Below are 24,236 nucleotides of genomic sequence, written 5' to 3' on the forward strand. Positions count from 1 at the left end.
TTTAAACAGTCTTTGAAAAGCTATTATTAACGCCTTTAAATTTAGCCATATACTCATCAAAGCACATAGCGATATTTCGTATTAATAGCGTTCCAGTTTGGTTTATCTCAATTTTTTGATTACTAATATTCATAAACTGCTTTAGCTCACCTAGCTCATCTAACTCAGCTTTAAAATAGTCAAAAAAGCTAATGCCAAATTCACTCTCAACCCTTTTAATATCTAAAGAGAAATTCGCCATCAGCTCCATTATTACAAATTTTCTAAGCTTATCTTGATTGCTTAGATAAATTCCTTTTGAATTTGGTAATCTCCCAGCATCAATAGCAGCTTCGTAATTAACCATATCTTTGTGATTTTGTGCGTAGTAGTCATCGCCTTCGCCGATACTAGTAAGCCCCACGCCAATTAGTTGAGCTCCGCCTTTTGTAGTGTATCCTTGGAAATTCCTATGTAAGGAGCCATTGCTAAGAGCTTTAAATAGCTCATCGCTAGGCTTAGCGTAGTGATCCATACCGATCATTTTATAACCATTTTTTGGTAGATAATCCATAGTGTATTTTAGAATTTCAAGCTTAGTTTTTGGGCTTGGGAGCGTGGCTTCATCAAATTTTCTCATACTTTTTTTGATCCAAGGCACATGAGCGTAATTAAATATAGCAAATCTATCTGGATTTAGGCTAACTCCTAGCTCTAAAGTGCGTTTAAAACTCTCTAGATTTTGATATGGCAGACCATAGATGAGATCTGTATTCACGCTTAGCATTCCATATTTTCTAGCCAAATTTACCGCATTTTGAGTTATATTAAATGGCTGAATTCTATGGATCTCTTTTTGAACCTTTTCATCAAAATCTTGAACTCCAAAGCTTACTCTATTAAATCCATGTTTGCTAAGCACTTCTAGCTGCTCTTGATTTAAAAATCTTGGGTCTATCTCACAGCTTATCTCAGCATCATTTGTAAAGTTTTTAAAATATTTTTTTATGGATTTTATAAGCCTATCAAGCTCGCTAGCGCTATAAAAAGTCGGCGTCCCACCGCCAAAATGCATCTGGACAACGCTTCTTTTAGTATCTATGATGGTAGCTAAAATTTCAAGCTCACGCTCTAAATAATCCAAGTAGCGACTCATCTTATCGCTTTTGCTAGTGTAGATAACATTACAGCCACAAAAATAGCACGCCGAACGGCAAAATGGTAGATGAAAATATAGCGAAAGTGGCTTATCGCACTCTTTTAAACGCTTAATATACTCATCATAATCAAACTCATCGCTAAATTCCAAAGCCGTAGGGTAGCTTGTGTATCTAGGTCCTGGCTTAGAATACTTCACAAAAGCTTCAAAATCTACCATAATTACTCCTTATTAACAAGTGAGCGCATATCTAAAAATAGATTTGGGTGCTCTTTTTTAATCTTTGCTATGAGCTTATCTAAATTTGGCTCTTTTTTGTAGTTGGCTCTTTTTATCTCTTCGATTGCTACGCTCCAAACATCGCCAAAATCAATTGGTAAATTTTGTAAAATTGATCGCTCAAGCTTTAGCTCGAAATTCTCTTTTTGTGCGTTTTTTAACGCATTTATCAATGCTTCAAATAGCTCAGCTGGGACAAGAGCGCAAGGCTTATTGCCATTCATACCAAACCATGGCGCATCGAAATTTGCCCTGCCTTTATAGCTTAGCTTCATTTGATTATCTTCCATTGGCTCTAATTCAAAGGTTGTGCGACGCCTTTTGCTAATTCCTAGAGTTTGACTAATATTTTCTAAGTGGCTATTCATATCTCATCCTATCGCACCAGACCATAACTCCTTTTTGAGCGTGAAGTCTATTGTGAGCTTCTTTAAATATCTCATCAGCGTGAGCTTCAAACACACCATCGCTTACTTCATATCCCCTATAAGCTGGCAAGCAGTGTAAAAACACGGCTTTATCTTTGGCTAAGCTCATCATACTCTCATCTACGCAAAATCCAGCAAAATCAGCTACTTTTTTAGCCTTTTCATCCTCTTGACCCATAGAGACCCAAGTATCAGTAGTAACTACATCTACGCCATTTATAGCCTCTTTTGGATCGTTGTTTATTTTGATTATTGCGCCACTAGATTTGGCATTTTCTAAGGCTATGCTAGTTATCCATTGTGGCGCTTCATACCCTTTTGGTGTGGCAATTCTAAGCTCAAAACCAAGCTTAGAAGCAGCCATAAGCCATGAATTTGCCATATTATTTCCATCGCCTACATATGCAACTTTCATATTTTGGATATCTAAGCCAAGCTCATCTAGTGTTAATAAATCAGCCATCAATTGAACAGGATGAAAGTCATCGCTAAGCCCATTAATCACAGGAATACCGCTAAATTTAGCAAGCTCCACTAAATCGCTTTGTTTATAAACCCTAGCCATAATCATATCTACCATACCACCAAGCACTCTAGCAGTATCTTTGATAGGCTCCCCACGACCTAGCTGTATATCACGACTACTTAAAAATAGAGCTTTTCCGCCAAGTTGCTGTATGCCAACTTCAAAGCTCACTCTAGTTCTAGTTGAGCTTTTCTCAAAAATCATAGCCAAAAATTGATCTTTTAAATATGGTTTATAATCCTTATTTAACGCCTCTTTTTTAATATCTTTAGCAATGTTTAAAATATCTAAAATTTCATCTTTGCTTATATCATTTAGAGTCAAAAAGTGTCTCATATCTATCCCTTGTTTGAATTTAATATCTTCGCAACCTCTTTGGCATGATAGCTGATAATTAGATTAGCCCCAGCTCTTTTAAATGCTATCATCGTCTCCATCATCACACGCTCATAATCAATCACTCCAGCCTTAGCTCCAGCCTTTAAGAGTGCATACTCGCCACTTACATTATACACGCAAAGCGGTAGTTTAGTTCGCTCTTTTATATCTCTTATAATATCTAGATATGCTAAAGCTGGTTTAACCATCAAAATATCAGCACCTTGAGCCTCATCTTCTAAGCTCTCACCAATTGCCTCAAGCCTATTTGCTGGATCCATTTGGTAGCTTTTTCTATCGCCAAAGCTTGGAGCGCTTTGTGCAACATCTCTAAATGGTCCATAATATGCTGAGGCGAATTTAGTTGAATAGGACATAATAGGCAAATTCACATAACCATTCTCATCTAAAGCTTTACGCAAAGTGTAGATTATCCCATCCATCATTCCACTAGGTGCTATCATATCAGCTCCAGCTTTTGCGTGGATAAGGGCTTGTTTGGCTGAAATTTCAAGCGTAGCATCATTATCCACAGAGCCACATTTATAATCCAAAATCCCGCAATGCCCATGATCTGTATATTCACAAAAGCATAGATCAGTAATCACAAAAAGCTTTGGAAATTTCTCCTTAATAGCTCTTAGCGATCTAGCAATTATCCCATTTTCATCTAAAGCATCGCTACCTATGCTATCTTTTAAATTTGGAATTCCAAATAAAATTATGGATTTTATCCCTAAATTTATAATCTCTTCACACTCTTTTAAAATCTCATCTAAACTCATTTGAAATACGCCAGGCATAGAGCTTATCTCATTTTTTATCCCTGTGCCCTCAACTACAAAAAGCGGATATATAAAATCATCAATAGATATTTTATTCTCTCTTACCATTGCCCTTAAAGACTCATCTAATCTTAATCTTCTATATCTTTTAAACATAATAATTCTCCTATAAATTCGGTCATTATAGCAAAATTTAATTTAATCAAAAATAATTGATTTTGTTTAAATTTAATCGCAAATGTTACAATTAAAATAAAAAACAGAGGTAAAAAAATGAATATAGAGGTATCACAAATTGCAAATTTGCCAACTAAATTTGGTAATTTTAAGATAAAAGCGTATAAGGAAAATCATAAAGAGCATCTAGCTATATTTACTTCAAATTTAGGCGAGATAGTAAATTTACGCGTCCATTCAGAGTGCCTTACAGGCGATGCTTTAGGGAGTAAAAAGTGCGATTGTGGTGAGCAGCTAGAATCTGCATTAAAGTATATCGCAAATAATGGTGGTATGGTTATTTACCTGCGTCAAGAAGGTAGAAATATAGGATTATTAAATAAAGTAAATGCTTATAATCTCCAAGACTCTGGATTAGATACCATACAGGCTAATCATCAGCTAGGATTTAAAGCTGATGAGAGAACATATGAGATAGTGGATTTTATCTTAAATGATTTTGGGATTAAGGGGGTAAATTTGCTAACTAATAATCCATTAAAACTCTCTAGCCTAAAGAGTAAAATCATAAGCCGAATTCCAATCCAAATAACGCCAAATGAGTATAATAAAGATTATCTAAGTATCAAAAAAGAGCAGATGGGACATATGCTATGAGTGAGAATTTTTGGCACAATGTAGCCAAATTCGATGAAATTTTAAAGAAATTTAATAAAATTCATAGTCTTACAAATTATAAAGATATTAAGCCAGTAGCCCTTGATAGCATAGCTCCAGTGGAATTTCTAGGCTTTGAGCCTAGGGTTTGTGTGGATGTGGGTAGTGGGGCTGGATTTCCAGCGATATTTTTGGCTATGATTTGGCAGGAGTGTGAATTTCATCTATATGAGCCAATTGCGAAAAAATCAAGCTTTTTGACCTACGCAACGCTAAATTTAGCCCTTAAAAATGTATCTATCCATAGCGGTAAGATAGAGGATTGTCAAAAGATTAAAGCTGATTTGATAACATCTAGAGCGGTGATGAAGGCGGTTGATTTGATTAAAATTTGCCAAGGATTTTATGATGAGAGTAGCACATTTTTACTCTATAAAGGCTCAAATGCGAAATTTGAGATAGATGAGCTAAAATGTGATAAGAATATCTATCAAAAAGATGATAGAAACTATGTAGTTTTAAAGGGTTTAAATGCTATCTAAAATTATAATATTTATATTAATAATAGCCATAATTTACTTTTTTATCATTCCTAAATTTAGGGGTAAAAAGCCTAGAAATGATGGCGATAATTTCGTTGAGTGTAGTAAGTGCGATACATTTGTAGAGTTAAAAGATAGTGTGCTAAAAGATGGGAAATATATCTGTAAGGAGTGTTTAAAATGATTATAATTGGTAGTGATTTTATAGCTTATGAGCCGGTATTTTTAAGCAAATTTGAGTTAAAAAATTTAAACTCAAAGTGTAATTTTATCATAGTTTCTAACATTAAAGAGGCGTTAATAGCCAATGCTAATGGGGTTAAATTTATAGTATGTGATACTTTAAAATTAGCCAAAAAGCTACAAAAATTAGCCAATCACTATCTATTTGATAGCAAAATCGCCTTAATAATCAGTAGCGATGAAGAGTTGCAAAAAGCAGCCAAAAAGCAAATTGACGCTGTCATTTACAAAAGTGCCATAAGGGGATAGTATGGAGATATTTAAAACTGCGTTTTTCATGGTAGCACTTATGCTACTTTTTATCATCGTTGGTGGTATGATTGGCGGGACTGGCGGAATGGTTGTCGCATTTTGTATCGCAGCGGCTATGAATTTCTTTAGCTATTTTTATAGTGATAAGCTCATTTTAAAAAGATATAATGCTATGGAGATTGACCCATCTCATCAGCTATATCATATCACTCACAAACTATGCTTAAAAGCTGGTTTAGAGCTACCAAAGCTATATATTATTAACGACCCAACTCCAAACGCATTTGCCACTGGACGCAACCCTTCAAATGCGGCTGTAGCCTTGACTACTGGGCTAGTTGATATGCTAAATAGCGATGAGATCGCATCAGTTATAGCTCACGAGCTAGGTCATATAAGGCATTATGATATTTTGACTGGCTCTATTGCGGCAGTTTTTGCTGGGGCGATAGCGATTTTAGCAAATTTCGCTCAATTTGGAGCCATGCTAGGAAGTAATCAAAATCGCCAAAATCCGCTTTTGATAATTGCTCTAGCTATAATAATGCCACTAGCAGCTACTATAATTCAGATGAGTATCTCACGCTCAAGGGAGTTTGAAGCAGATAAATTCTCAGCTTTAATAACTAGTCCAAATGATCTAGCTAGCGCTCTTTTAAAGCTAGAAAATAGCAACCAAAAAGCAGTAGTAAGAAACGCTAACGAGCAAACTGCTCATATGTTTATAATAAGTCCATTTAGTGGGGGTATCGCAAGTGGAATATCTAATCTCTTTCGCACTCATCCTACAACTAAGCAAAGAGTGGATAGATTAAGAGAGTTAAATTATCAAAGCCCAGCTAAAAGGTATTTTAATAGCTAATGGAGAATTTAGAAAAAGAGCGAAAATCTATCCGTTATAAGCTTATTTTTATATTGATTTTAGCAGCTTTTGTGGATTTTATAATCACCTTAGCCCTTTGGCTTTTTGATCCTTTTTTGGCTATAATCGGCGGACTTTTGGCGGGGCTTTGGATATATTTTTGGTTTAAATTTAAATTTTTTGCTAAATTTGAACTAGGATTAAAAGATAGATTAAGAGATGAGATAATCAAAGAGCTAAATTTAAATAAAGTAGATGATAATCTACCATCTATAAATAGCCATTTTAACCATATTGTAAGTAGTGTTAGCGAGTTTGGATTGTTTAGTTTAAGTGGCTTTAGTGTGCGTGATATATGCGTAAAAAGCACAGATGAAATGCTATTTTATGGTATATTAATCAGCGGAAAAATTAGTAAAAATATAGAGCCTAAAGAGAGTTTATTGGGCTATAAAAGTAGCTATTTTATAGATGATGGCTATTTGAGCTTATATATTCATACAGACGCTGATACCATAGTAGCAAATTTGAAAACACCTCTAAATATTAGCTACAAAAGTGCTATGGATAATATAAAAGAGATTATAAAGATTATAAATCAGCTTGATTAGATACCTAGCAAATGTGGCAAATATATCCAAACACGCAAGATATAAATACCCGAGTTAAGGCCAAGCGATCGCAAGTAATTTTACTATTCTTTTTTGTAAATTTTTAAATGGGCAAAATTTTATAATATTAATATTATATTTAACTTAAATTCAATATTTAAAATAATGAAATTAAGAATTATTTTGTATAATCAGCTATTTTATTTAAGGTAAATATATGTTTTCAAGCTTTTTTAAGAGTAAAAAATGGGCTTTTTGGGCTTATGGCGGACTTTTGGTTATTATCATATCTTTGATATTTCAAACTAGGTTAAATGTGGCTATAAATGATTGGTATAAGGACTTTTACGACATTATGCAAAATGTCAAAGAGCATAGTGTAGATGAATTTTGGGAGCAAATTTATAGATTTTTATTAATTGCTATGCCATATGTGATTATCGCTACTATTACTACTTTTTTTGCTAGTCATTGGGTTTTTAGGTGGAGAGAGGCTATGACATTTGGCTATCTTAATAAATGGCGAGAGTGTGAGTATGATATAGAAGGCTCTAGCCAAAGAATGCAAGAAGATGTCTATAGATTTGCTAAGATTACTGAAACCTTAGGGCTACAAGTATTAAAAGCTTTAATGATATTAATAGCGTTTATTCCAGTCTTGTGGGGGCTTAGTAGTGGGGTGGATTTGCCATATTTAAGGGATATTCCAGGCTCTTTAGTCTGGATAGCCTTAGCTGTTAGCATAGGTGGGCTTATAGTATCTTGGTTTGTAGGGATTAAGCTACCAAAACTAGAGTATAATATCCAAAAAAGCGAAGCCGCATTTAGAAAAGAGCTAGTTTATGCTGAAGATGATAAGATTAATTATGCTAGTTTTGAGAGTGTATTGAGCCTATTTACTGGTCTTAGATTTAACTATTATAGATTATTTTTACACTATGGATACTTTAATGTTTGGCTTATTTCATTTTCGCAATTTATGGTAATTGTGCCATTTATAATTATGGGAAATGGGCTATTTAGTGGGGTTATTACGCTTGGAGTTTTAATCCAAGTTAGCAATGCATTTAGCCAAGTTCGCAGTAGCTTTAGCGTATTTATAGATAATTGGACGACCATTACAGAGCTTAGAAGCATACATAAAAGGCTTGATGAATTTGAGAAAAATATCAAATTCAATTAGTTTTAAATTCAAATTTGATATAATCCTAGCCTATTTTAAAGTAAAGGAAAAGCGTATGCCAAAGATGAAATCTGTTCGCGGTGCAGCTAAACGCTTTAAAGTTGGCAAAAATAAGATAAAAAGAGGCTCAGCATTTAGAAGCCATATCTTAACTAAAATGTCACCTAAGCGTAAAAGAGACTTAAGACAATCTCAATATGTAGATAGCACAAATGTCTCAGCTGTTAAAAAGATGCTTTGTATATAAGTTTTTGACGATTTAAGTCATTCTAACCTCCCTTATTATGGGGCAAGTTCCGAATTTGGACGCCAATTTGTAAAGGATAAATATGGCAAGAGTTAAAACAGGTGTTGTAAGACGCCGCAGACATAAAAAAGTTCTAAAACTAGCTCGTGGATTTTATAGTGCTAGACATAAGCACTTTAGAAAAGCTAAAGAGCAATTAGAAAGAAGTTTAGTATATGCGTATCGTGATAGACGCGCTAAAAAGCGTGATTTCCGCAGATTGTGGATTATCCGCATTAATGCAGCGTGCAGATTAAATGATATAAGCTACTCAAGATTTATAAATGGTCTTAAAAAAGCAAATATCGAATTAGATAGAAAAGTCTTGGCAAATCTAGCTATGAATGACTCAGCAGCATTTGCTAGCATTGTAGCAGAAGTTAAAAAAGCTTTATAATCTTCGCCTAGCAAAAGCTAGGCTTTTTAATGTATTCAGATTTAATATCCTATTTAGATCCTAGTTGGCAAGAGCTTTTAAAAGATGAGCTAAATAGCCAAAATTTTGCTAGTATAATTGAGTTTTTAAATTCGCAAACCGCCATAATCTACCCACCAAAAGAGCTTATATTTAACGCTTTTAATCTATGTAAAATAGAGAATTTAAAGGTGATAATAATCGCTCAAGATCCATATCATAATCCTAATGAGGCGATGGGATTAGCCTTTAGCGTCCCTGATGGTATAAAAATTCCACCAAGTTTAAAAAATATATTTAAAGAGCTTATAGATGACTTAGATGCTGATATATTAAGTAGTAGAAGTAGCGATCTATCTAGCTGGGCTAGGCAAGGGGTTTTGCTCTTAAATAGTGCTTTAACAGTAGAGAAAGGCCACCCCGCATCGCACTCTAAGATTGGTTGGCAAAGCTTTATAAATGGAGTTATCAGTACTATAAATTCTAAATTTACCAACTGCGTTTTTATGCTTTGGGGCAATCACGCAAGAGCTTTGGCTCCACTAATAGACCCAAAATCCCATCTAATCTTACAAGCTGCCCATCCAAGTCCATTAGCAAGGGGAGCATTCTTTGGCTCTAGGCATTTTAGCAAGTGTAATGACTATCTATTAGCTCACGCCAAAACGCCAATTGAGTGGCTAAAATAGCTTTATCAAGCCATCACGACCCCATCGCCTTTGATAATCTCTCCAATAATGTATCCATCGCTATTTGCTAAGATGTGATCTACCTTATCCTTTGATACTACTAGCACCATTCCAACACCGCAGTTAAATGTCCTATCCATCTCGCTTTGCTCTACGCTTTTAGCGATTAGATTAAATATATTTGGTGTTTTTATAGAGCTTCTTTGCACTTTTGCCCCAAGCCCTTTAGGTAAAACTCTAGGGAGATTTTCGACTATTCCGCCACCAGTGATATGCGCCATTGCGTTTATGCTATCTTTAAGACGCAAAAACTCATCTACATAAATTCTAGTAGGCTCTAAAAGCGTCTCTAAAAGCGTCTTGCCTTCAAATTCGCCACCTAAATTTAACTTCTCTTTTTTGATAACTGCACGAGCTAGGGAGTATCCATTAGAGTGTAGCCCTGAGCTTGGAAGCGCTATTAAAATATCGCCTTCATTTACAAATTTAGTTCTATCAATCTCATCTTCTTCAGCCACCCCCACAGCAAAACCAGCTAGATCAAAATCCCCTGAGCTATACATACTAGGCATTTCAGCAGTCTCTCCGCCGATTAGGGCGCATCTAGCTATTACGCAGCCTTTGGCAATTCCGCTTACTACCTCTTTTGCTGAGTTTATATCTAATTTTCCAGTTGCATAGTAATCTAAAAAAAACATAGGAGTAGCAAAATTGCATATTAAATCATTAACGCACATCGCTACTAAATCAATACCCACGCTACCTAGCTTACCGCTATCTATGGCTAGGCGTAGCTTCGTGCCGACCCCATCAGTAGCTGCTAGAAGAGTTGGCTTTTTGTATCCGCTAGGAAGTCTAAAGGCTCCAGAGAATGAGCCTATACCGCCTATGACATTTGGCGTTAGAGTTGATTTGACAAATGGCTTAATACCATCTACAAAGCTATTACCAGCATCTATATCCACGCCTGCTTCTTTATAACTTATCATTTTTCACCTCTTTTGAATTTCATCATTTTAGCAAATTTGAACTTATTTTTGACTAACGCTATCTAGCAAATAGGCAATATGCTGCCAGCTAAATCCACTTGCCTGGCTTAGTCCAATCTCACAGGTGCTAGAGTTGCTAAATCCGATATTTACTGCACTATTTTGATAAAATCTTTTAAATTTAGTAGTGGCGTGTAAGTTTAATTTAGGCGTAAAAAACCCCTTATACCCAGCAAAACCACAACAAGCCGTATTCTCATCTATCCAAATTTGCCCATTAGTACAAAGCTTAGCTAGGCTAGTCATAACGCTATTAAGACCTAGCTTTTTACTAGCACACATTGTGTATAGTCCAATTGCGTTATTTGCTTTAGAAATAGATATTTTTGGAGCAATAAATTTAAGCAAATACTCACTCAAATCATAAATTTCAAATCTATCTTTAAGCGATTTTATCAGCTCATAAGAGCAAGCACCGTGATCTATCACCACAGGATATTTGCCATCATTTGTAGCGACTTTTAAGATATCGATATTTTTAGCTCTATTTAGCTCTTTTGTATCTGGATAATTGGTAAAGACTTTCCCGCAGCACATATCATTAATCTCATTTGGATAGATCACATTTATCTTAGCTTTTTTACACAAAGACTCAAAAACCTCTTGGATAGAGCGTTTGTCATTTAAATTTTGATTTGGGGCAAAAGATCTATTTAGACAACTTGAAAAATATACCACACTTTCATTAAATCCATAGTTTTTATCCATCAATTTATAGCTATTTTTGCGTGGGAGATACTCTCTTAAGACAGGGGTTTTGATAATCTCATTTGCTTTAAATGATAGCTTTCTTATCATATTTGTGTTTAATAAATTTGATGCTGCAAGAGCGAATTTAGCCCCATTTATCGTTGCGCTAAAATTTGAGCTTGTTAATTGAGCGATTTTTTTGCTTGTATCACTTGCGTTAGCCACTCTTTCATTTAGGGCTAAATTTGCTGTATTTAACCCCACAGGGCATAACTCTTCACACATAGAACAGGCCGCACAACTCTCATTTAAGAAGTATTTTGCTCCATCTTTTAGCTCTTTTAATAGCTTTTTACTAGCCTTATCACTCAAAGCTCCTAGCCTTTGCATTTCTCGTTTTAAGGCTATTCTTTGGCGTGGGCTTAGGGTTAGTTTGTTAGATGGGCAGTTTTTCTCACAAAATCCACACTCCACGCAATCATCAAATTCATTTCCTATAAGGGCTGATTGTTTGATATTCTTTTTATATATCTCTTTATCGTTTGTGATTATTACATCTGGATTGATTAGGGTGTGTGGGTCAAAAATTTCTTTGATTTTTCTATTTATCTCATAGGCTTTTGCTCCCCACTCTAGCTCTACAAATGGTGCTACCATTCTACCTGTACCATGCTCAGCTTTGATACTTCCACCAAAGTTTGATACCATCACAGACATATCTTCAACCAAATTCGCAAAGCTTTGAAATTCACTATTTTTGCTTAAATCTGGCGTGATGATAAAGTGTAAATTACCTGCTAATGCGTGGCCAAAAATTATAGCACTATCTTCAAATCCATGCTTTTTAAATAGCTCTTGTAAGCTCTTTATCCCATCTCCAAGGTCTTTTATCTCAAAGCATATATCCTCAGTGATTACGCTACTACCTGGTCTTTTAGCCGTAGCAGCAATCGGAAATATCCCTTTTCTAATCTTCCACCAATTAGCAAATTCACTCTCATCAAAGCTAAATTTCATCTCTTGACTAGTTGGATAATCTTTGATCGCATCTTTTATCTTTTGAATTTGCTCATTTAATCTATCTTGAGAGTTATTTTGGCTCTGGATCAAGATACAGACTTCACCATCTTTAATATCAGGCAAAATCTCGCTCACGCCTTTAAATTTAGAAGCAGCCTTAAGTGAGCCATAGTCCATAATCTCAGCACTTGAGATTTCGCTTTCAAATTTAGCCAAAATCTCCACAACCTTAGCCGCTTTTAAGATATCATCATAAAACAAAAGCGCACAGGCTTTGAATTTCTCATCATCCACGCACTCTAATTCTACGCTACTTACAAAGCCTAAAGTCCCCTCACTACCGATAAATAGATGAGTGATAATATCGATTGGGTCGCTATAATCTAAAAGGGCATTAATGCTATAGCCGGTTGTGTTTTTGATCTTATATTTTCGCCTTATAAGCTCACAAAGCTCAGTATCAGCTAGTATTTGAGAGCGTAAATTTAGAATTTGCTCTATTAAATCCTTATGGCTATTTCTAAAACTAGCTACACTTAGGGCATCAGAGCTATCAAGCGTAGTCCCATCGCCTAAAATTACTCTAATGGATTTTAGCGTGTTATATGAGTTTTGCTTGACCCCACAGCACATTCCGCTTGAATTATTATTAACAATTCCGCCTATTTGCGCTGCGGCTATGGTGGCAGGATCGGGGCCGATCTTTTTGCCTAGCGGTTTTAGGGCTTTATTGGCATTTTCGCCGATAACCCCACAACCTAAATTTATAGAGTTAGCATCTCTACTAACCCTCATATGATCCCAGCTAAAATCCAAACATACTAGCACCGTATCACACGAGCTTTGACCGCTTAGGCTAGTCCCAGCACCTCTAAAACATAGTGGAGTGTTAAATTTGCGAGATAGTTCAAAAGCTTTTATAATCTCACTTTCACTTTTTAGCATTAAAACTAATTTTGGTATATATGAGTAGCAAGAGGCCTCCACGCCATAGCAAAAACGGCGTAAATAATCTTTATAAACCCTACCATCAAAGAGCTTAAAAGCAGCCTTATAAAACCCTTTATAATCTTGCATAATGGATCCTTTTGTATCTAAAATTTGGCTGATTTTAGCAAATTTGAACTTATTTTATGCTAATATAGCCAAACTTTATTTAAGGAAAATAAGATGGCAAACTATCCAAAAGCAATTGGTCCATATAGTGCTTATAGAGTGGTTGGAAATTTAGTATATTGTAGCGGTCAAATTCCACTAGATCCAGATAGTGGCGAGGTAGTAGGAAGTGATATTAAATCCCAAACTACTCAAGCTTTAAAAAATGTCGGTGGGATTTTAGAAGAGTTAAATTTGAGTTATAAAAATGTAGTTAAAACCACAATATTTTTAACTGATATTGCTGAGTTTAGCCAGATGAATGAAATTTATGCTGAATTTTTCACTCAGCCATATCCAGCTAGAAGTGCCGTAGCGGTAAAAGAGCTACCAAAGGGCGTTAAGGTAGAAGTAGAGGTTATAGCTTCAATTGAGTGATTTTAAAAATGCTATAGTGATAACTGGGGTTATAGGAAGTGGCAAAAGCACAGTTGTAAATCTACTAAGAGTTTATGGATTTAGTATAATTGACGCTGATGAGATAGCTCATAAGGTGCTTGATGAGTCTTCTAGCATTATCGCAAGTAAATTTGGAAGTGAATTTGTAAGCGATAATAGGGTTGATAGAAAGAGCCTTGGTAAATTGATTTTTAGCGATTCTAAGGCTAAAAAGGAGCTTGAAAATATCCTTCATGATAGGATCAAAGAGCAGATATTTAGCAAGGCAAATAATCTTGAGAGTAGCAATTATCCATATTTTATAGATCTACCCTTATATTTTGAAAAATCGCCAGTTTATGATGAATTTCAAAGCGTTTGCGTAGTCTATGCCCCAAGGCAAATTTGTATAGAGCGGATAGTATCACGAAATAATCTAACTTTAAAAGAGGCAAAAGAGCGGATAAATCAGCAAATTAGCATAGATAAAAAGCTAAAATTTGCCACCTATGTAATCGATAATAGCTTAGATTTAAAACATTTAAATCTAGAAGTAGATAAGTTTATCTTAGCTCTAAAAGCTAAATACCAAACCTTAAAAATTTAGAGGAATACATGAAAAGCAAAATTAGCGTTTGCATATTAGTTAAAAACGCTCAAAATACCATTAAAGAGTGCTTAGAATCCTTAAAAAGCTTTGATGAGATTATCTTGCTTGATAATGAAAGTAGTGATGATACCTTAAAAATTGCTAATGAATTTAAGTCCAAATTTGAAAATCTTAAAATATACTCTAGCGAATTTATCGGCTTTGGGGCGCTTAAAAATTTAGCCATTAGCTATGCTAGGAATGAGTGGATTTTTAGCATTGATAGCGATGAGGTTTTGGAGGCTAAGGCGATAGACGAGATAGGAAATTTAAGCTTAAATCCGCAAAATATCTACGCAATGCCTAGAAAAAATCTTTATAAAGGTCAGTGGATTAAGGCGTGTGGATGGTATCCAGATTATGTGCTAAGGCTATTTAATAAAAATCAGGCTAAATTTAATAGCAATTTTATCCATGAGAGCCTAGAGAGCAAAGATTTAAATATTGTAAAGCTTAAAAATGGATTAAGGCACTATGCCTATAATGATATTTACTCGCTTATAGAGAAAATGCAGCGATACTCCACCCTATGGGCACAGCAAAATAGTGGCAAAAATAGCTCCATATTTAAAGCAGTTTTACACGGGGGATTTAAATTTGTGCGAGATTATGCCTTTAAAAAAGGGTTTTTGTATGGATATAAGGGCTTTGTGATTAGCTTTTGTAATGCTCTTGGGGCGTTTTTTAAGTATGCAAAACTCTATGAATTAAACAGCAAAAAGCCAAGTGTGAGCCTTATTATTACCACTTATAATAGTGAAAAATATTTAGAGCAGGTTTTAAAAAGCGTTCAAAATTTGGACTATTTGCCTATGGAGGTTTTGATAGCTGATGATGGAAGTGGCGTGGCTACAAAGAATTTAATCGAGAGATTTAAGAGTAATTTTCCTTGTAAGTTAAGGCATATTTGGCAAGAAGATAAGGGGTTTAGATTGAGCCAAATTCGCAATAAGGCTATTAATAGTGCAGTTGGTGAGTATATTATCAATATTGATGGGGATATGATTTTAGAGCCAAATTTTATCTTAGACCATCTTAAATTTGCTAAGAAAAAGCAGTTTTTACAAGGCTCAAGAGTGGTGCTAGATGAGAGCCAAACTACCTCTATAATGCAAGGGGTGGAGCATGCAAGCGAGATTAAAAACTTTAAATCTAAACGCAATGCTTTGCTGGCAAATCTCATCTATAAAAACTCGGCCATTAGGGCAAATTTCTTTAATAAAAAGGATTTTATAAAAGGAATTAGAGGCTGTAATATGAGCTTTTATAAGAGCGATTGCTTGGAGATTGGTGGATTTAATGAGAATTTCATTGGTTGGGGAAGGGAGGATTCTGAGTTTGTGGCGAGATTTTTATTTAGTGGTGGGGAGCTTAGACGGCTAAAATTTTTTGGAATTGCCTACCATCTATACCACGCTGAAAATAGCCGTGCTATGCTAGAAGAAAATCATCAAATTTACCTAAAAACCATAAGAGAAAAGCGGGTTAAATGGCGATAAAACTATTATTAACCATCGGTGATATTACTATTAAAGGTGGTGCTGAGAGAGTTGTAACTAATCTAGCAAATGCCTTTGTGGAAGCTGGGCTAGATGTGGAGATTTTAAGCTTTTATAAAGGCGAGATAAATGAGGCCTTCAAGCTTGATAGTAGGGTGAAATTAAGATACTTGCATAAGGTCTCATTTGATAAAAAGCGTAAAAATTTGCTTTATAAGCTCTTTTATAAATTTATTGAGAGTTATATTTTAAAGCGGGATTTTAAAGATAAGGATTTTGTAATTTTTAATAACTCTCCCCATTTTCCGCTATTTAAGAATAAAAATACTAAATATATAAGGGTTAATCATACAGCATCAAAGGGGCGTTATCTGAAGCGATATGATTATTTTGATACTTTGGTGCTTATAGCCTCTGGAGAGATTGATTTTTGGCAAAATCATCATAAGAATATCTGCGTTATCCCAAATTTCATCCCAAATATCTCAAATTTAAACACAGATTACTCTCAAAAAATCGTGCTTTCTATGGGTCGTATGACAAATATAGATGAAAAAGGCTTTCTACGCTTAATTGATATTTGGAAATTAATCCAAGATGGCAATGAATTTAGTGATTGGAAACTCCACATTGTAGGCGATGGAGAGTTAAAAGATCAGATAAAAACTAAGATAGATAATCTAAATTTAACTAACTCTATAGTGTTAAAACCATTTACTACTGAAGTTGAAAAAGAATACCTAAGCTCTAGCATATATGCTATGACAAGCCACTTTGAAGGGTTTGGAATGGTATTAATAGAGGCTCAGTCTTATGCCTTGCCAACCATATCATTTGATATTGCCACAGGTCCAAGTGATATTATAGAAGATGGCAAGAGTGGATATTTAATAGAAGATAATAATCTAAACGAGTATACAAATAAATTAAAAGCATTGATGAAAGATGAGAGCTTAAGAGCAGATATGGGAGCAAAAAGCAAAGAGATAGCTAAAGATAAATTTAGCAAAGAAGTTGTGATGAAGCAGTGGATGGAGATATTTGGGGAGATTAAAAATATATAATTTAGCCTATCATTTAAGCCCCGCTTTATATCGCTATATGCGGGGTATGTAAAATTAAATTAGCAACACCTTGAGCTACCTGCTCCATACTTTTGCTCTAAAGCCTCTTTGAAAAACTCTCTTTGGCTTTTTGGCGTTTGGTTTGGATGAAATTTATGCATATACTCTACATATTTATCATAGCTAGGCATTCCCACTAGCAAGTGGGAAAACCTATCGATTTTTTTGTAAAATGCTGCGATTTTGCTTAAAATTTGCATATTAGCCCCTTAGTGAGCACATCCGCAGTGATGAGCATTACAACCAGCTTTGCCCTCATAATCTTCAGCTTTAAGATATGGAGATTCTGCTAGTGGGATTAATGGCTCTTTGCCGCTTATTGCCCTAGCAACCACTCTTAAAGTAGCGATTAAGACAATGATGGTAATACCCATAAATACCGCACATAAGATAGCGTTAATTAGATTATTTCTAGCTACTTGATTGGCTGATTTATACGCTTTTTCAGCTGCTACTAGCTGTGCATCATCAAGGGTGCCAGACTCTATTTTAGCCATTAGATCGGTGGCTTTTTTGCTATTGTTTTGGTATGCTGCGACATGGCTTACTGAGTCGTGAACTCTCTCCCCATTAGCTGGAAGTAGCTTTTGAACGCCTGCACTCATAGTTGATATTAATACCCACGCAACTGGGAGTATCACAACCCAAGCTAGTTTGCCACGATTCATTTTAAACAATACACTAACTGCTAAAAGCAAGGCAATACCAGCTAGAAGTTGATTACTTACACCAAATAGCGTCCATAGTGCTTTTACGCCACCTGTTGGGTCAGTAATACCCATATATAATATTGAGCCCCAGCCAGCCACGCATAGAAGAGTTGCTATTAAGCCCATTGGCACTGAGCTGATATTTGCCATTGGTTTATAGAAATTGCCTAAAACATCTTGAACCATAAATCTTCCAGCCCTAGTGCCTGCATCAACGGCTGTTAGGATAAATAGGGCTTCAAATAAAATAGCAAAGTGATACCAAAATGCCATTGTACCTTCTAAGCTTGGCATTTTAGAGATTAATACAGCAAAGCCAAGAGCAAAGGTAGGAGCGCCGCCCGTTCTGCTTAGAATGCTTGGTTCGCCAACATCTTTAGTAAAGGCTAAGATATTTTGCTCTATCATCTCTGGAGTGATTTTGATAATATCTCCAGCAAATGAATTTATACTAGCTGCTGCTGCTTTAATGCCTGCTAGATAGCTTTGAGTAGCTTCGCCTTGGAATACCCCAAATATCTCCTCAGCGCCTCTAGCTGCTGATATAGCTTCATTTGTTCCTAGACCAGCTGGTGCTACATTGATAGCAAAGTATAGATCTGGAGTTATGATAATAGCTGCGATTAACGCCATTACGCCAACTGCTGACTCCATAAGCATTGAGCCATATCCTACCATCTTAGCGTGGCTTTCCTTTTCTAGCATTTTTGGAGTTGTTCCGCTAGAGATTAGAGCGTGAAATCCGCTAATTGCACCACAAGCGATAGTTATGAATAAAAATGGAAATAATTTACCAGCAAACACTGGCCCAGTGCCATCTGTGAATTTAGTTACCATCGGCATTGCTACTTGGATATTTTGGTTTCCAGCAAAATCTCCTAAACCAAGATAGACTATAACTAACGCCATTGCAAATATAACGCCAATTTTAAGGAAAGTAGATAGGTAATCCCTAGGAGCTAGAAGTAGCCATACTGGCAAGATCGCCGCTACAAAACCATAGCCAATAGTGATAAATGCTAAATTTACTGGAGTGATGGTAAATATATCTGCCCAGTATGGATCAGCTGCTACATAGTGTCCGCCCCAAAGTGAAAGTAGCAACATAATAAAGCCAAAAATCGAAGCCTCTCCGATTCTACCAGGACGCACAAATCTCATCCAAATTCCCATAATAACAGCAATTGGCAAGGTCATAGCAATGGTAAATAATCCCCACGGAGACTCAGCCAAAGCATTTACAACAACCAAAGCAAGAATGGCTACAATAAGCATCATAATGCCTAAAATTCCAATCATAGCTACAGTTCCAACGCCTTTGCCAAGCTCCATTTTTATCATCTCACCAAGACTTTTACCATCTCTTCTAGTAGATAGCCATAAAACCACAAAGTCATGAACCGCCCCAGCAATAACAACCCCTACAACAAGCCAAATCATACCAGGCAAATAGCCCATTTGAGCTGCTAAAATTGGCCCTACTAGCGGTCCAGCCCCAGCAATGGCCGCAAAGTGGTGGCCAAATAGAACAATTTTGTTAGTTGGGACAAAGTCTCGTCCATCATTTTTCACAACTGCTGGAGTGGCTCTTTTATCATCAAGGCCTAAGACCCTTTGAGCTATGTATTTAGCGTAAAATCTATACGCTATTGAGTAGATACACACAGCAGCTACCACAAACCACAGGGCATTAACCGTTTCGCCCCTATCGATAGTTAGCTTAGCAAATCCAAGCACTGCCAAAAATACAACCGTAGCCCAGATAACTATGCTTAGCACTTTTTTATTCATATTGCCTCCGCTAAATTATTTTTTGGATTTTCAGATTTTAGCATATTTGAGAGCAAAATATAGGCTAAAGTGTATAAAATAGAAATATAAATTTAAATTATGTTACGATTTTACACATTAAGGGTAAATTATAAAGAAATTTGGCATATTTGATAAAATTTTGGCTTTAGATTTAATTTTTAGATTATAATTTTGGCTAATTTTTAAGATGAAATTTAAATTTAATCATATATCAAGTTGTAAATCAAAATTTTAAAATTTAATATATTTATTTAAGTTAATTATAATATAAGCTTTAAATAGCTAATTTATGGCTTTTAAATTTATATTTTAAACTATACAAATTTAGAAATTTGGAATTAAATTTAATAAATAATAAATTTTATTCATCAATTTCTTAAACAAAAAATTAATTTTATTATAATATTGATTAGATGGCAGTGTTTTGATAAAATTACGCCCAGTTAATTCAAGTAAAATTTCAAGGAAAAGGCTTTGGATAGTAATCTTGTATGGAGTTTATATCTCTATGTATTCATCATTTTAGCACTTTGTGTGGCTTTTTATTTCACTAAAAAAATCGGTCCAACTGGCAAAAGCAATAGCTCAAAAGATAGAATTTACGAAAGTGGGATTGTCAATTTTTATGGTGGGATAAACTCAAGCATAAATGTCAAATACTACCTTGTGGCAATTGTCTTTGTGATATTTGATATTGAGGCTGTTTTTATGTATCCGTGGGCTGTAAGCCTTAGGGAGCTTGGCCTTTATGCTTTGGTAGAGATGTTTGTATTTATGGCTATTTTGCTTGTTGGCTTATACTATATTTATAAAAAGAAGATTTTAAGATGGGAATAGAAAATTTAGTCAAAAATGATCTAATTTTAACTAGATTAGACGCACTTTTTAACTGGGGGAGGTCAAATTCGCTTTGGCCTATGATTTTTGGGACGGCGTGTTGTGCGATTGAGTTTATGAGTGCTGTATCATCTAAGCATGATTTGAGCCGTTTTGGTGCTGAGGTTATGCGGTTTTCGCCGCGTCAAGCTGATTTAATGATAGTAGCTGGGACAATATCGTTTAAACAAGCTCCAATTTTAAAAGAGATATATGATCAAATGTGTGAGCCAAAGTGGGTTGTGAGTATGGGGGCGTGTGCTAGTAGTGGTGGATTTTATGATAATTATACAACCCTTCAAGGAATAGATCAGATAATACCAGTAGACGCCTATATCAGCGGTTGTCCGCCAAGACCAGAGGCGATAATTGATGCGATTTTAGCCATTCAGCAAAAGATAAAAGCTGGTAGTATAAAAGATCGCCATAGAGATTTTAAGGGGCTTTTAGATGCTTAGTAGTTTTATATCCAAATTTAGTTCTAAAATTTCTGAGTATAATGGCATTACCACTGCAATAGTAGCTAGTGATGATATTTTTAATGCGGTTAAATTTGCTCGTGATGAGATGAAATATGAGATTTTAGCTGATATTGCTTGTGTGGATAATCTAAATTTAAATAATCCAAAAAGATTTAGCTTATACTATATTTTTAGCTCTTTACGGGGTGGGAATTTTATAATACAAACTGATTTAGATGAATGTCAGAGCCTTCAAAGTGTTAGTCAAATTTACAAAAGTGCTAATTGGGCTGAGAGAGAGTGCTATGATCAATATGGGGTTAAATTTGATAATCATCCAAACCTTAGACGCATCTTAAATCATAAGGAGTTTGTGGGATACCCTTTGAGAAAGGATTATCCGATTGATAAATACCAAATTTTAACTCAAAGCGATAGCTTGGTTGATGAGATGAGAGATCAGCTCTTAAGTCTTGGTTTTGCTAGTGAAGAAAATGATGAATTTAAGATCAAATATACATTTTTAAATATAGGTCCATCGCACCCAGCTACGCATGGAACGATACGCAATTTTATGGCGCTTGATGGGGAGAAAATCGCTGCTTGTGTAACGGAGATTGGCTATTTGCATAGAGGATTTGAAAAGTCCTGTGAGACCCACACTTATGCTCAAATCATTCCATATACTGATAGATTAAACTACTGCTCAGCAATGCTAAATAATGTAGGATACGCTAAGGCTGTGGAGGATATTTTAGGTGTGAATTTGCCTGATAGGGCGATTTTTATGCGTGTGATTTTAGGTGAGTTAGCTCGTATTATCGATCATGAGGTCTGCCTTGGGGCGATGTTTGTGGATATGGGGGCGCTTACAAATTATTGGTATCTATACAATCCTAGAGAGAAAATTTATAATTTCCTATCTCGTTTAACTGGGGCTAGATTTACCAATTCATTTGCTAGAATTGGCGGTATGGCGCATGACTTTTATGATGGTTGGGAAGATGAGCTTTTGGGCTATTTAAAAGAGGTTCAAAAGGGTATTGATGATACCTTAACCCTTGTGGAGAAAAATAGAATTTTCCTAGATAGGGTTCAAAATATCTGTAAAATTAGTGCCAAAGATGCCTTAAGCTATGGATTTACAGGGCCAAATTTAAGAGCTAGTGGCGTGGATTATGATTTAAGAAAAGATAAGCCATATTACTATTATGATAGCTTTGATTTTAATGTTCCTGTTGGTAGCTGTGGCGATATATATGATAGAATGTTTGTGCGATTTTATGAGATGAAAGAGAGTGTCTCTATAATTCGCCAAGCGATTAAGAAAATACCAAGTGGCGATATTTGTATCAAAGATAAAGATATAATTCTCCCACCAAAGAGTGAAGTATATGGCAATATCGAGGCTTTGATAAATCATTTTAAACTAATTTTTGATGGAGTTAAGCTTCCTGTGGGGCATTTTTATGGTGCGAGTGAAGGGGGCAATGGTGAGCTAGGATTTTTCATCGTTAGCGATGGGAAAAATATGCCATACCGCTTAAAGCTTAGACCGCCTTGCTTTTACGCTTTAAACGCATTTAGCGATATGGTTAGAGGTGGGCTGATCGCTGATAGTATATTGAATTTAGGTAGTATAAATATAATTGCTGGGGAGCTAGATAGATGAGTTTTGAATTCACAAAAGATGAGCTAGAAGGCTTAAATAATCTTCGCACCAAAGTAGATGATGATAGGGCGTTAGTATTACCAGCTCTTTGGATTTTACAAAGAAGACAAGGATTTATCAGCTCTGAAGATATATTGTATTTAGAAAAAACTCTTGGGATTAAGGCTATATTCTTTGCTGAAGTTATGGGATTTTACTCTATGTTTAATGAGAGCAAAAAGGGTAAATATGAGCTTAAATTTTGTAAGACCATCACTTGTAAATTAAGAGGTGGCGATGAAGTGATAAAAGCCGCTAGCGATCTTCTTGGGATTAAGATGGGCGAAACTACTAAAGATGGGCTTTTTAGCCTTGGGGAGAGCGAGTGCTTGGGGTATTGTGAGAAGGCGCCTTGTATGCTATCAAATTTAGAGCAAATCGGCGATCTAACCAAGGAGAGTATCATAGAGTTAATAGAAAGGCTAAGGAGAGAAAATGAAGGTCGTTAGTGCTAGATTTGATATACCTAATGCCAATAAAATAGAGGTCGCTAAAGCCCATGGGGCATATGCGAATTTAGATGAAATTCTAAAAATGCCAAGAATGGATATAGTAGATGCGATTGATAAGAGCGGATTAAGGGGCAAGGGCGGTGGTGGCGGTCACTGCGGAACTAAGTGGAAGAATATGGTAACTTGGCCTAGCGATAAACGCTATTTGGTGGTAAATGGCGATGAGAGTGAGCCTGGAACTTGTAAGGATAAGTATATTTTCAATCTTGATCCACATCTGCTTATTGAAGGGATCATAATCTCAGCTTACGCTCTTGGTGCGTGTAGAGCATATATCTACATTAGGGGCGAATATGAGAGAGAGTATCAAAGCATTAAAAGGGCAATTAATGAATCCAAAGATGAGAGGCGTGGCCTAGAAATTATAGTTTGTAAGGGTGCTGGAGCCTATATCTGCGGTGAGAAGAGCGCACTTTTAGAGAGTATTGAAGGCAAAAGGGGGCATCCTAGATTAAAACCACATAATAGAGCTGAGCCGGATTTTTTGTTTGGTAGTGCGTGTGTGGTAAATAATGTCGAAACCATCGCTAGTGTGCCTTTTATAGTTAAAAATGGTTGGGAAAAATATAGAAGTGTAGGAACGCAAAAATCCCCTGGAACTCTGCTCTTTGCCGTTACTGGGTGCGTAAATACTCCATGCGTTAAAGAGATGCCATTTGGGACTAAAATGATTGATTTTATCAATGAATTTGGCGGTGGAGTATGGAAAAATAGAGAGCTAAAGGCTGTTATCCCTGGTGGGTCATCTGCTGCGGTGCTTACCAAAGATGAGGTTATGAAAGCCACCTTAGATTATGAGAATTTATGGGAGTATAAAAGCGCTCTTGGAACTGGCGGTATGATGGTTTTTGATGATACGGTTAGTATGCCTAAGGTGCTTTTGAATTTGCTTGAGTTTTATACCGAAGAGAGCTGCGGACAATGCACTCCATGCCGTGAGGGCTGCGGCTGGGGAATGCGAGTGGTAGAGAGAATTTGTAAAGGCGAAGGAAGCAAAAGAGATCTAGCTACTCTAAAAGATATTTGCTTTATGCTTGATGGTAAGACAATTTGTGTATTTGCTCCAGCGGTAAAAGATGTAATCATAGGCTTTATAACCAAATTTGAAGATGAGTTTTTAGCGCTTTGTAAGGATTAAT

27 protein-coding genes are annotated in these 24,236 nt (G+C 35.8%); 19 read left to right on the forward strand and 8 right to left on the reverse strand.

Annotated features, from left to right (window positions below; all coding sequences use genetic code 11):
- Nucleotide 1 precedes the first annotated feature (1 nt).
- Genes hemN through hemB form a run of 4 tightly spaced genes read right to left on the reverse strand, consistent with a single transcriptional unit; the run spans nt 2 to nt 3,690 of the window.
- Entirely contained in the window at nt 2-1,357 is a 1,356-nt protein-coding gene (gene hemN, locus CSUIS19073_RS05000; protein WP_086237552.1) for an oxygen-independent coproporphyrinogen III oxidase, read from the reverse strand.
- A gap of 2 nt (nt 1,358-1,359) precedes the next feature.
- The gene (locus CSUIS19073_RS05005) at nt 1,360-1,785 is read right to left on the reverse strand and encodes a DUF2603 domain-containing protein (RefSeq protein WP_086237553.1); all 426 of its coding nucleotides are present in this window, start codon (nt 1,783-1,785) and stop codon (nt 1,360-1,362) included.
- Nucleotides 1,778-2,707 (reverse strand): ornithine carbamoyltransferase, encoded by a 930-nt coding sequence (argF, locus tag CSUIS19073_RS05010; protein WP_086237554.1) that lies wholly within the window; start codon nt 2,705-2,707, stop codon nt 1,778-1,780. The genes CSUIS19073_RS05005 and argF overlap by 8 nt, the downstream gene beginning before the upstream one ends.
- Nucleotides 2,708-2,709: 2 nt before the next feature.
- Nucleotides 2,710-3,690: a porphobilinogen synthase gene (gene hemB / locus CSUIS19073_RS05015; protein WP_086237555.1), complete on the reverse strand. Its 981-nt coding sequence runs from the start codon at nt 3,688-3,690 to the stop codon at nt 2,710-2,712.
- Nucleotides 3,691-3,807: 117 nt separating this feature from the next.
- Here hemB and ribA point away from each other — a divergent pair, with 117 nt between their 5' ends.
- The 10 genes from ribA to ung all read left to right on the forward strand — a co-directional run bounded on the left by ribA (nt 3,808) and on the right by ung (nt 9,451).
- Nucleotides 3,808-4,368 (forward strand): GTP cyclohydrolase II, encoded by a 561-nt coding sequence (ribA, locus tag CSUIS19073_RS05020; protein WP_086237556.1) that lies wholly within the window; start codon nt 3,808-3,810, stop codon nt 4,366-4,368.
- A complete protein-coding gene (gene rsmG / locus CSUIS19073_RS05025) occupies nt 4,365-4,910 on the forward strand; it encodes a 16S rRNA (guanine(527)-N(7))-methyltransferase RsmG (RefSeq protein ID WP_086237557.1) in 546 nt (181 codons plus the stop codon). The genes ribA and rsmG overlap by 4 nt, the downstream gene beginning before the upstream one ends.
- On the forward strand, nt 4,900-5,094 hold the full coding sequence (locus CSUIS19073_RS05030) for a PP0621 family protein (protein ID WP_086237558.1): 195 nt from the start codon (nt 4,900-4,902) through the stop codon (nt 5,092-5,094). The genes rsmG and CSUIS19073_RS05030 overlap by 11 nt, the downstream gene beginning before the upstream one ends.
- Nucleotides 5,091-5,402: a hypothetical protein gene (locus CSUIS19073_RS05035; RefSeq protein WP_086237559.1), complete on the forward strand. Its 312-nt coding sequence runs from the start codon at nt 5,091-5,093 to the stop codon at nt 5,400-5,402. The genes CSUIS19073_RS05030 and CSUIS19073_RS05035 overlap by 4 nt, the downstream gene beginning before the upstream one ends.
- A gap of 1 nt (nt 5,403) precedes the next feature.
- Complete coding sequence (htpX, locus tag CSUIS19073_RS05040; RefSeq protein WP_086242422.1) at nt 5,404-6,267, forward strand: zinc metalloprotease HtpX; 864 nt, start codon at nt 5,404-5,406, stop codon at nt 6,265-6,267.
- Entirely contained in the window at nt 6,267-6,878 is a 612-nt protein-coding gene (locus CSUIS19073_RS05045) for a hypothetical protein (protein ID WP_086237561.1), read from the forward strand. The genes htpX and CSUIS19073_RS05045 overlap by 1 nt, the downstream gene beginning before the upstream one ends.
- A 217-nt stretch (nt 6,879-7,095) precedes the next feature.
- A complete protein-coding gene (locus CSUIS19073_RS05050) occupies nt 7,096-8,061 on the forward strand; it encodes a putative transporter (protein WP_086237562.1) in 966 nt (321 codons plus the stop codon).
- A gap of 55 nt (nt 8,062-8,116) precedes the next feature.
- A complete protein-coding gene (gene rpmI, locus CSUIS19073_RS05055) occupies nt 8,117-8,308 on the forward strand; it encodes a 50S ribosomal protein L35 (RefSeq protein ID WP_086225205.1) in 192 nt (63 codons plus the stop codon).
- Between the two features lie 82 nt (nt 8,309-8,390).
- Nucleotides 8,391-8,744, forward strand: a complete 354-nt coding sequence (rplT, locus tag CSUIS19073_RS05060; protein WP_086237563.1) for a 50S ribosomal protein L20 — start codon at nt 8,391-8,393, stop codon at nt 8,742-8,744.
- 29 nt (nt 8,745-8,773) lie between these two features.
- The gene (gene ung / locus CSUIS19073_RS05065; protein ID WP_086242423.1) at nt 8,774-9,451 is read left to right on the forward strand and encodes a uracil-DNA glycosylase; all 678 of its coding nucleotides are present in this window, start codon (nt 8,774-8,776) and stop codon (nt 9,449-9,451) included.
- Between the two features lie 5 nt (nt 9,452-9,456).
- On the opposite strand, the gene purM is transcribed toward ung, so the two are convergent.
- Complete coding sequence (gene purM, locus CSUIS19073_RS05070; RefSeq protein ID WP_086242424.1) at nt 9,457-10,440, reverse strand: phosphoribosylformylglycinamidine cyclo-ligase; 984 nt, start codon at nt 10,438-10,440, stop codon at nt 9,457-9,459.
- A gap of 42 nt (nt 10,441-10,482) precedes the next feature.
- Complete coding sequence (locus CSUIS19073_RS05075; RefSeq protein ID WP_086242425.1) at nt 10,483-13,287, reverse strand: FAD-binding and (Fe-S)-binding domain-containing protein; 2,805 nt, start codon at nt 13,285-13,287, stop codon at nt 10,483-10,485.
- A gap of 93 nt (nt 13,288-13,380) precedes the next feature.
- Between CSUIS19073_RS05075 and CSUIS19073_RS05080 the strand changes: the two genes are divergently transcribed.
- The 4 genes from CSUIS19073_RS05080 to CSUIS19073_RS05095 are packed head-to-tail and all read left to right on the forward strand — an operon-like array spanning nt 13,381 to nt 16,955.
- Nucleotides 13,381-13,743: a RidA family protein gene (locus tag CSUIS19073_RS05080; RefSeq protein WP_086237567.1), complete on the forward strand. Its 363-nt coding sequence runs from the start codon at nt 13,381-13,383 to the stop codon at nt 13,741-13,743.
- Nucleotides 13,736-14,350, forward strand: a complete 615-nt coding sequence (gene coaE / locus CSUIS19073_RS05085; RefSeq protein WP_086237568.1) for a dephospho-CoA kinase — start codon at nt 13,736-13,738, stop codon at nt 14,348-14,350. The genes CSUIS19073_RS05080 and coaE overlap by 8 nt, the downstream gene beginning before the upstream one ends.
- 8 nt (nt 14,351-14,358) lie before the next feature.
- Nucleotides 14,359-15,891, forward strand: coding sequence for a glycosyltransferase family 2 protein (locus CSUIS19073_RS05090; RefSeq protein ID WP_086242426.1), 1,533 nt, complete (start codon nt 14,359-14,361; stop codon nt 15,889-15,891).
- Complete coding sequence (locus tag CSUIS19073_RS05095) at nt 15,888-16,955, forward strand: glycosyltransferase family 4 protein (protein ID WP_086237594.1); 1,068 nt, start codon at nt 15,888-15,890, stop codon at nt 16,953-16,955. The genes CSUIS19073_RS05090 and CSUIS19073_RS05095 overlap by 4 nt, the downstream gene beginning before the upstream one ends.
- 59 nt (nt 16,956-17,014) lie before the next feature.
- Here the strand turns inward: CSUIS19073_RS05095 and kcuS are convergent, their stop codons facing one another.
- Nucleotides 17,015-17,215 carry a KCU-star family selenoprotein gene (gene kcuS / locus CSUIS19073_RS05100; protein ID WP_086237570.1) on the reverse strand — a complete coding sequence of 67 codons (201 nt, stop codon included), beginning with the start codon at nt 17,213-17,215 and terminating at the stop codon, nt 17,015-17,017.
- Nucleotides 17,216-17,224: 9 nt separating this feature from the next.
- The gene (locus CSUIS19073_RS05105; RefSeq protein ID WP_086242427.1) at nt 17,225-19,516 is read right to left on the reverse strand and encodes a carbon starvation CstA family protein; all 2,292 of its coding nucleotides are present in this window, start codon (nt 19,514-19,516) and stop codon (nt 17,225-17,227) included.
- A 495-nt stretch (nt 19,517-20,011) separates the two neighbouring features.
- Between CSUIS19073_RS05105 and CSUIS19073_RS05110 the strand changes: the two genes are divergently transcribed.
- Genes CSUIS19073_RS05110 through nuoF form a run of 5 tightly spaced genes read left to right on the forward strand, consistent with a single transcriptional unit; the run spans nt 20,012 to nt 24,235 of the window.
- Complete coding sequence (locus CSUIS19073_RS05110; RefSeq protein ID WP_086242428.1) at nt 20,012-20,374, forward strand: NADH-quinone oxidoreductase subunit A; 363 nt, start codon at nt 20,012-20,014, stop codon at nt 20,372-20,374.
- Nucleotides 20,365-20,871 carry an NADH-quinone oxidoreductase subunit B gene (locus CSUIS19073_RS05115; RefSeq protein ID WP_086242429.1) on the forward strand — a complete coding sequence of 169 codons (507 nt, stop codon included), beginning with the start codon at nt 20,365-20,367 and terminating at the stop codon, nt 20,869-20,871. Before CSUIS19073_RS05110 ends, CSUIS19073_RS05115 begins: the two co-directional genes overlap by 10 nt.
- On the forward strand, nt 20,864-22,546 hold the full coding sequence (locus CSUIS19073_RS05120) for an NADH-quinone oxidoreductase subunit D (RefSeq protein WP_086242430.1): 1,683 nt from the start codon (nt 20,864-20,866) through the stop codon (nt 22,544-22,546). Before CSUIS19073_RS05115 ends, CSUIS19073_RS05120 begins: the two co-directional genes overlap by 8 nt.
- Complete coding sequence (locus CSUIS19073_RS05125) at nt 22,543-23,034, forward strand: NADH-quinone oxidoreductase subunit NuoE family protein (protein WP_086242431.1); 492 nt, start codon at nt 22,543-22,545, stop codon at nt 23,032-23,034. Before CSUIS19073_RS05120 ends, CSUIS19073_RS05125 begins: the two co-directional genes overlap by 4 nt.
- Nucleotides 23,021-24,235, forward strand: a complete 1,215-nt coding sequence (nuoF, locus tag CSUIS19073_RS05130; RefSeq protein ID WP_086242432.1) for an NADH-quinone oxidoreductase subunit NuoF — start codon at nt 23,021-23,023, stop codon at nt 24,233-24,235. Before CSUIS19073_RS05125 ends, nuoF begins: the two co-directional genes overlap by 14 nt.
- The last annotated feature ends 1 nt before the right edge of the window (nt 24,236 follow it).

It is taken from the genome of Campylobacter sp. RM19073 (genome assembly GCF_024723495.1).
Classification (GTDB): domain Bacteria; phylum Campylobacterota; class Campylobacteria; order Campylobacterales; family Campylobacteraceae; genus Campylobacter; species Campylobacter porcelli.

Bases quoted from the DNA above. Each gene is read 5' to 3' on its own strand.
- hemN (WP_086237552.1), bottom strand. From the start codon at position 1,357: ATGGTAGATTTTGAAGCTTTTGTGAAGTATTCTAAGCCAGGACCTAGA.
- CSUIS19073_RS05005 (WP_086237553.1), bottom strand. From the start codon at position 1,785: ATGAATAGCCACTTAGAAAATATTAGTCAAACTCTAGGAATTAGCAAA.
- argF (WP_086237554.1), bottom strand. From the start codon at position 2,707: ATGAGACACTTTTTGACTCTAAATGATATAAGCAAAGATGAAATTTTA.
- hemB (WP_086237555.1), bottom strand. From the start codon at position 3,690: ATGTTTAAAAGATATAGAAGATTAAGATTAGATGAGTCTTTAAGGGCA.
- ribA (WP_086237556.1), top strand. From the start codon at position 3,808: ATGAATATAGAGGTATCACAAATTGCAAATTTGCCAACTAAATTTGGT.
- rsmG (WP_086237557.1), top strand. From the start codon at position 4,365: ATGAGTGAGAATTTTTGGCACAATGTAGCCAAATTCGATGAAATTTTA.
- CSUIS19073_RS05030 (WP_086237558.1), top strand. From the start codon at position 4,900: ATGCTATCTAAAATTATAATATTTATATTAATAATAGCCATAATTTAC.
- CSUIS19073_RS05035 (WP_086237559.1), top strand. From the start codon at position 5,091: ATGATTATAATTGGTAGTGATTTTATAGCTTATGAGCCGGTATTTTTA.
- htpX (WP_086242422.1), top strand. From the start codon at position 5,404: ATGGAGATATTTAAAACTGCGTTTTTCATGGTAGCACTTATGCTACTT.
- CSUIS19073_RS05045 (WP_086237561.1), top strand. From the start codon at position 6,267: ATGGAGAATTTAGAAAAAGAGCGAAAATCTATCCGTTATAAGCTTATT.
- CSUIS19073_RS05050 (WP_086237562.1), top strand. From the start codon at position 7,096: ATGTTTTCAAGCTTTTTTAAGAGTAAAAAATGGGCTTTTTGGGCTTAT.
- rpmI (WP_086225205.1), top strand. From the start codon at position 8,117: ATGCCAAAGATGAAATCTGTTCGCGGTGCAGCTAAACGCTTTAAAGTT.
- rplT (WP_086237563.1), top strand. From the start codon at position 8,391: ATGGCAAGAGTTAAAACAGGTGTTGTAAGACGCCGCAGACATAAAAAA.
- ung (WP_086242423.1), top strand. From the start codon at position 8,774: ATGTATTCAGATTTAATATCCTATTTAGATCCTAGTTGGCAAGAGCTT.
- purM (WP_086242424.1), bottom strand. From the start codon at position 10,440: ATGATAAGTTATAAAGAAGCAGGCGTGGATATAGATGCTGGTAATAGC.
- CSUIS19073_RS05075 (WP_086242425.1), bottom strand. From the start codon at position 13,287: ATGCAAGATTATAAAGGGTTTTATAAGGCTGCTTTTAAGCTCTTTGAT.
- CSUIS19073_RS05080 (WP_086237567.1), top strand. From the start codon at position 13,381: ATGGCAAACTATCCAAAAGCAATTGGTCCATATAGTGCTTATAGAGTG.
- CSUIS19073_RS05090 (WP_086242426.1), top strand. From the start codon at position 14,359: ATGAAAAGCAAAATTAGCGTTTGCATATTAGTTAAAAACGCTCAAAAT.
- kcuS (WP_086237570.1), bottom strand. From the start codon at position 17,215: ATGCAAATTTTAAGCAAAATCGCAGCATTTTACAAAAAAATCGATAGG.
- CSUIS19073_RS05105 (WP_086242427.1), bottom strand. From the start codon at position 19,516: ATGAATAAAAAAGTGCTAAGCATAGTTATCTGGGCTACGGTTGTATTT.
- CSUIS19073_RS05115 (WP_086242429.1), top strand. From the start codon at position 20,365: ATGGGAATAGAAAATTTAGTCAAAAATGATCTAATTTTAACTAGATTA.
- CSUIS19073_RS05120 (WP_086242430.1), top strand. From the start codon at position 20,864: ATGCTTAGTAGTTTTATATCCAAATTTAGTTCTAAAATTTCTGAGTAT.
- CSUIS19073_RS05125 (WP_086242431.1), top strand. From the start codon at position 22,543: ATGAGTTTTGAATTCACAAAAGATGAGCTAGAAGGCTTAAATAATCTT.
- nuoF (WP_086242432.1), top strand. From the start codon at position 23,021: ATGAAGGTCGTTAGTGCTAGATTTGATATACCTAATGCCAATAAAATA.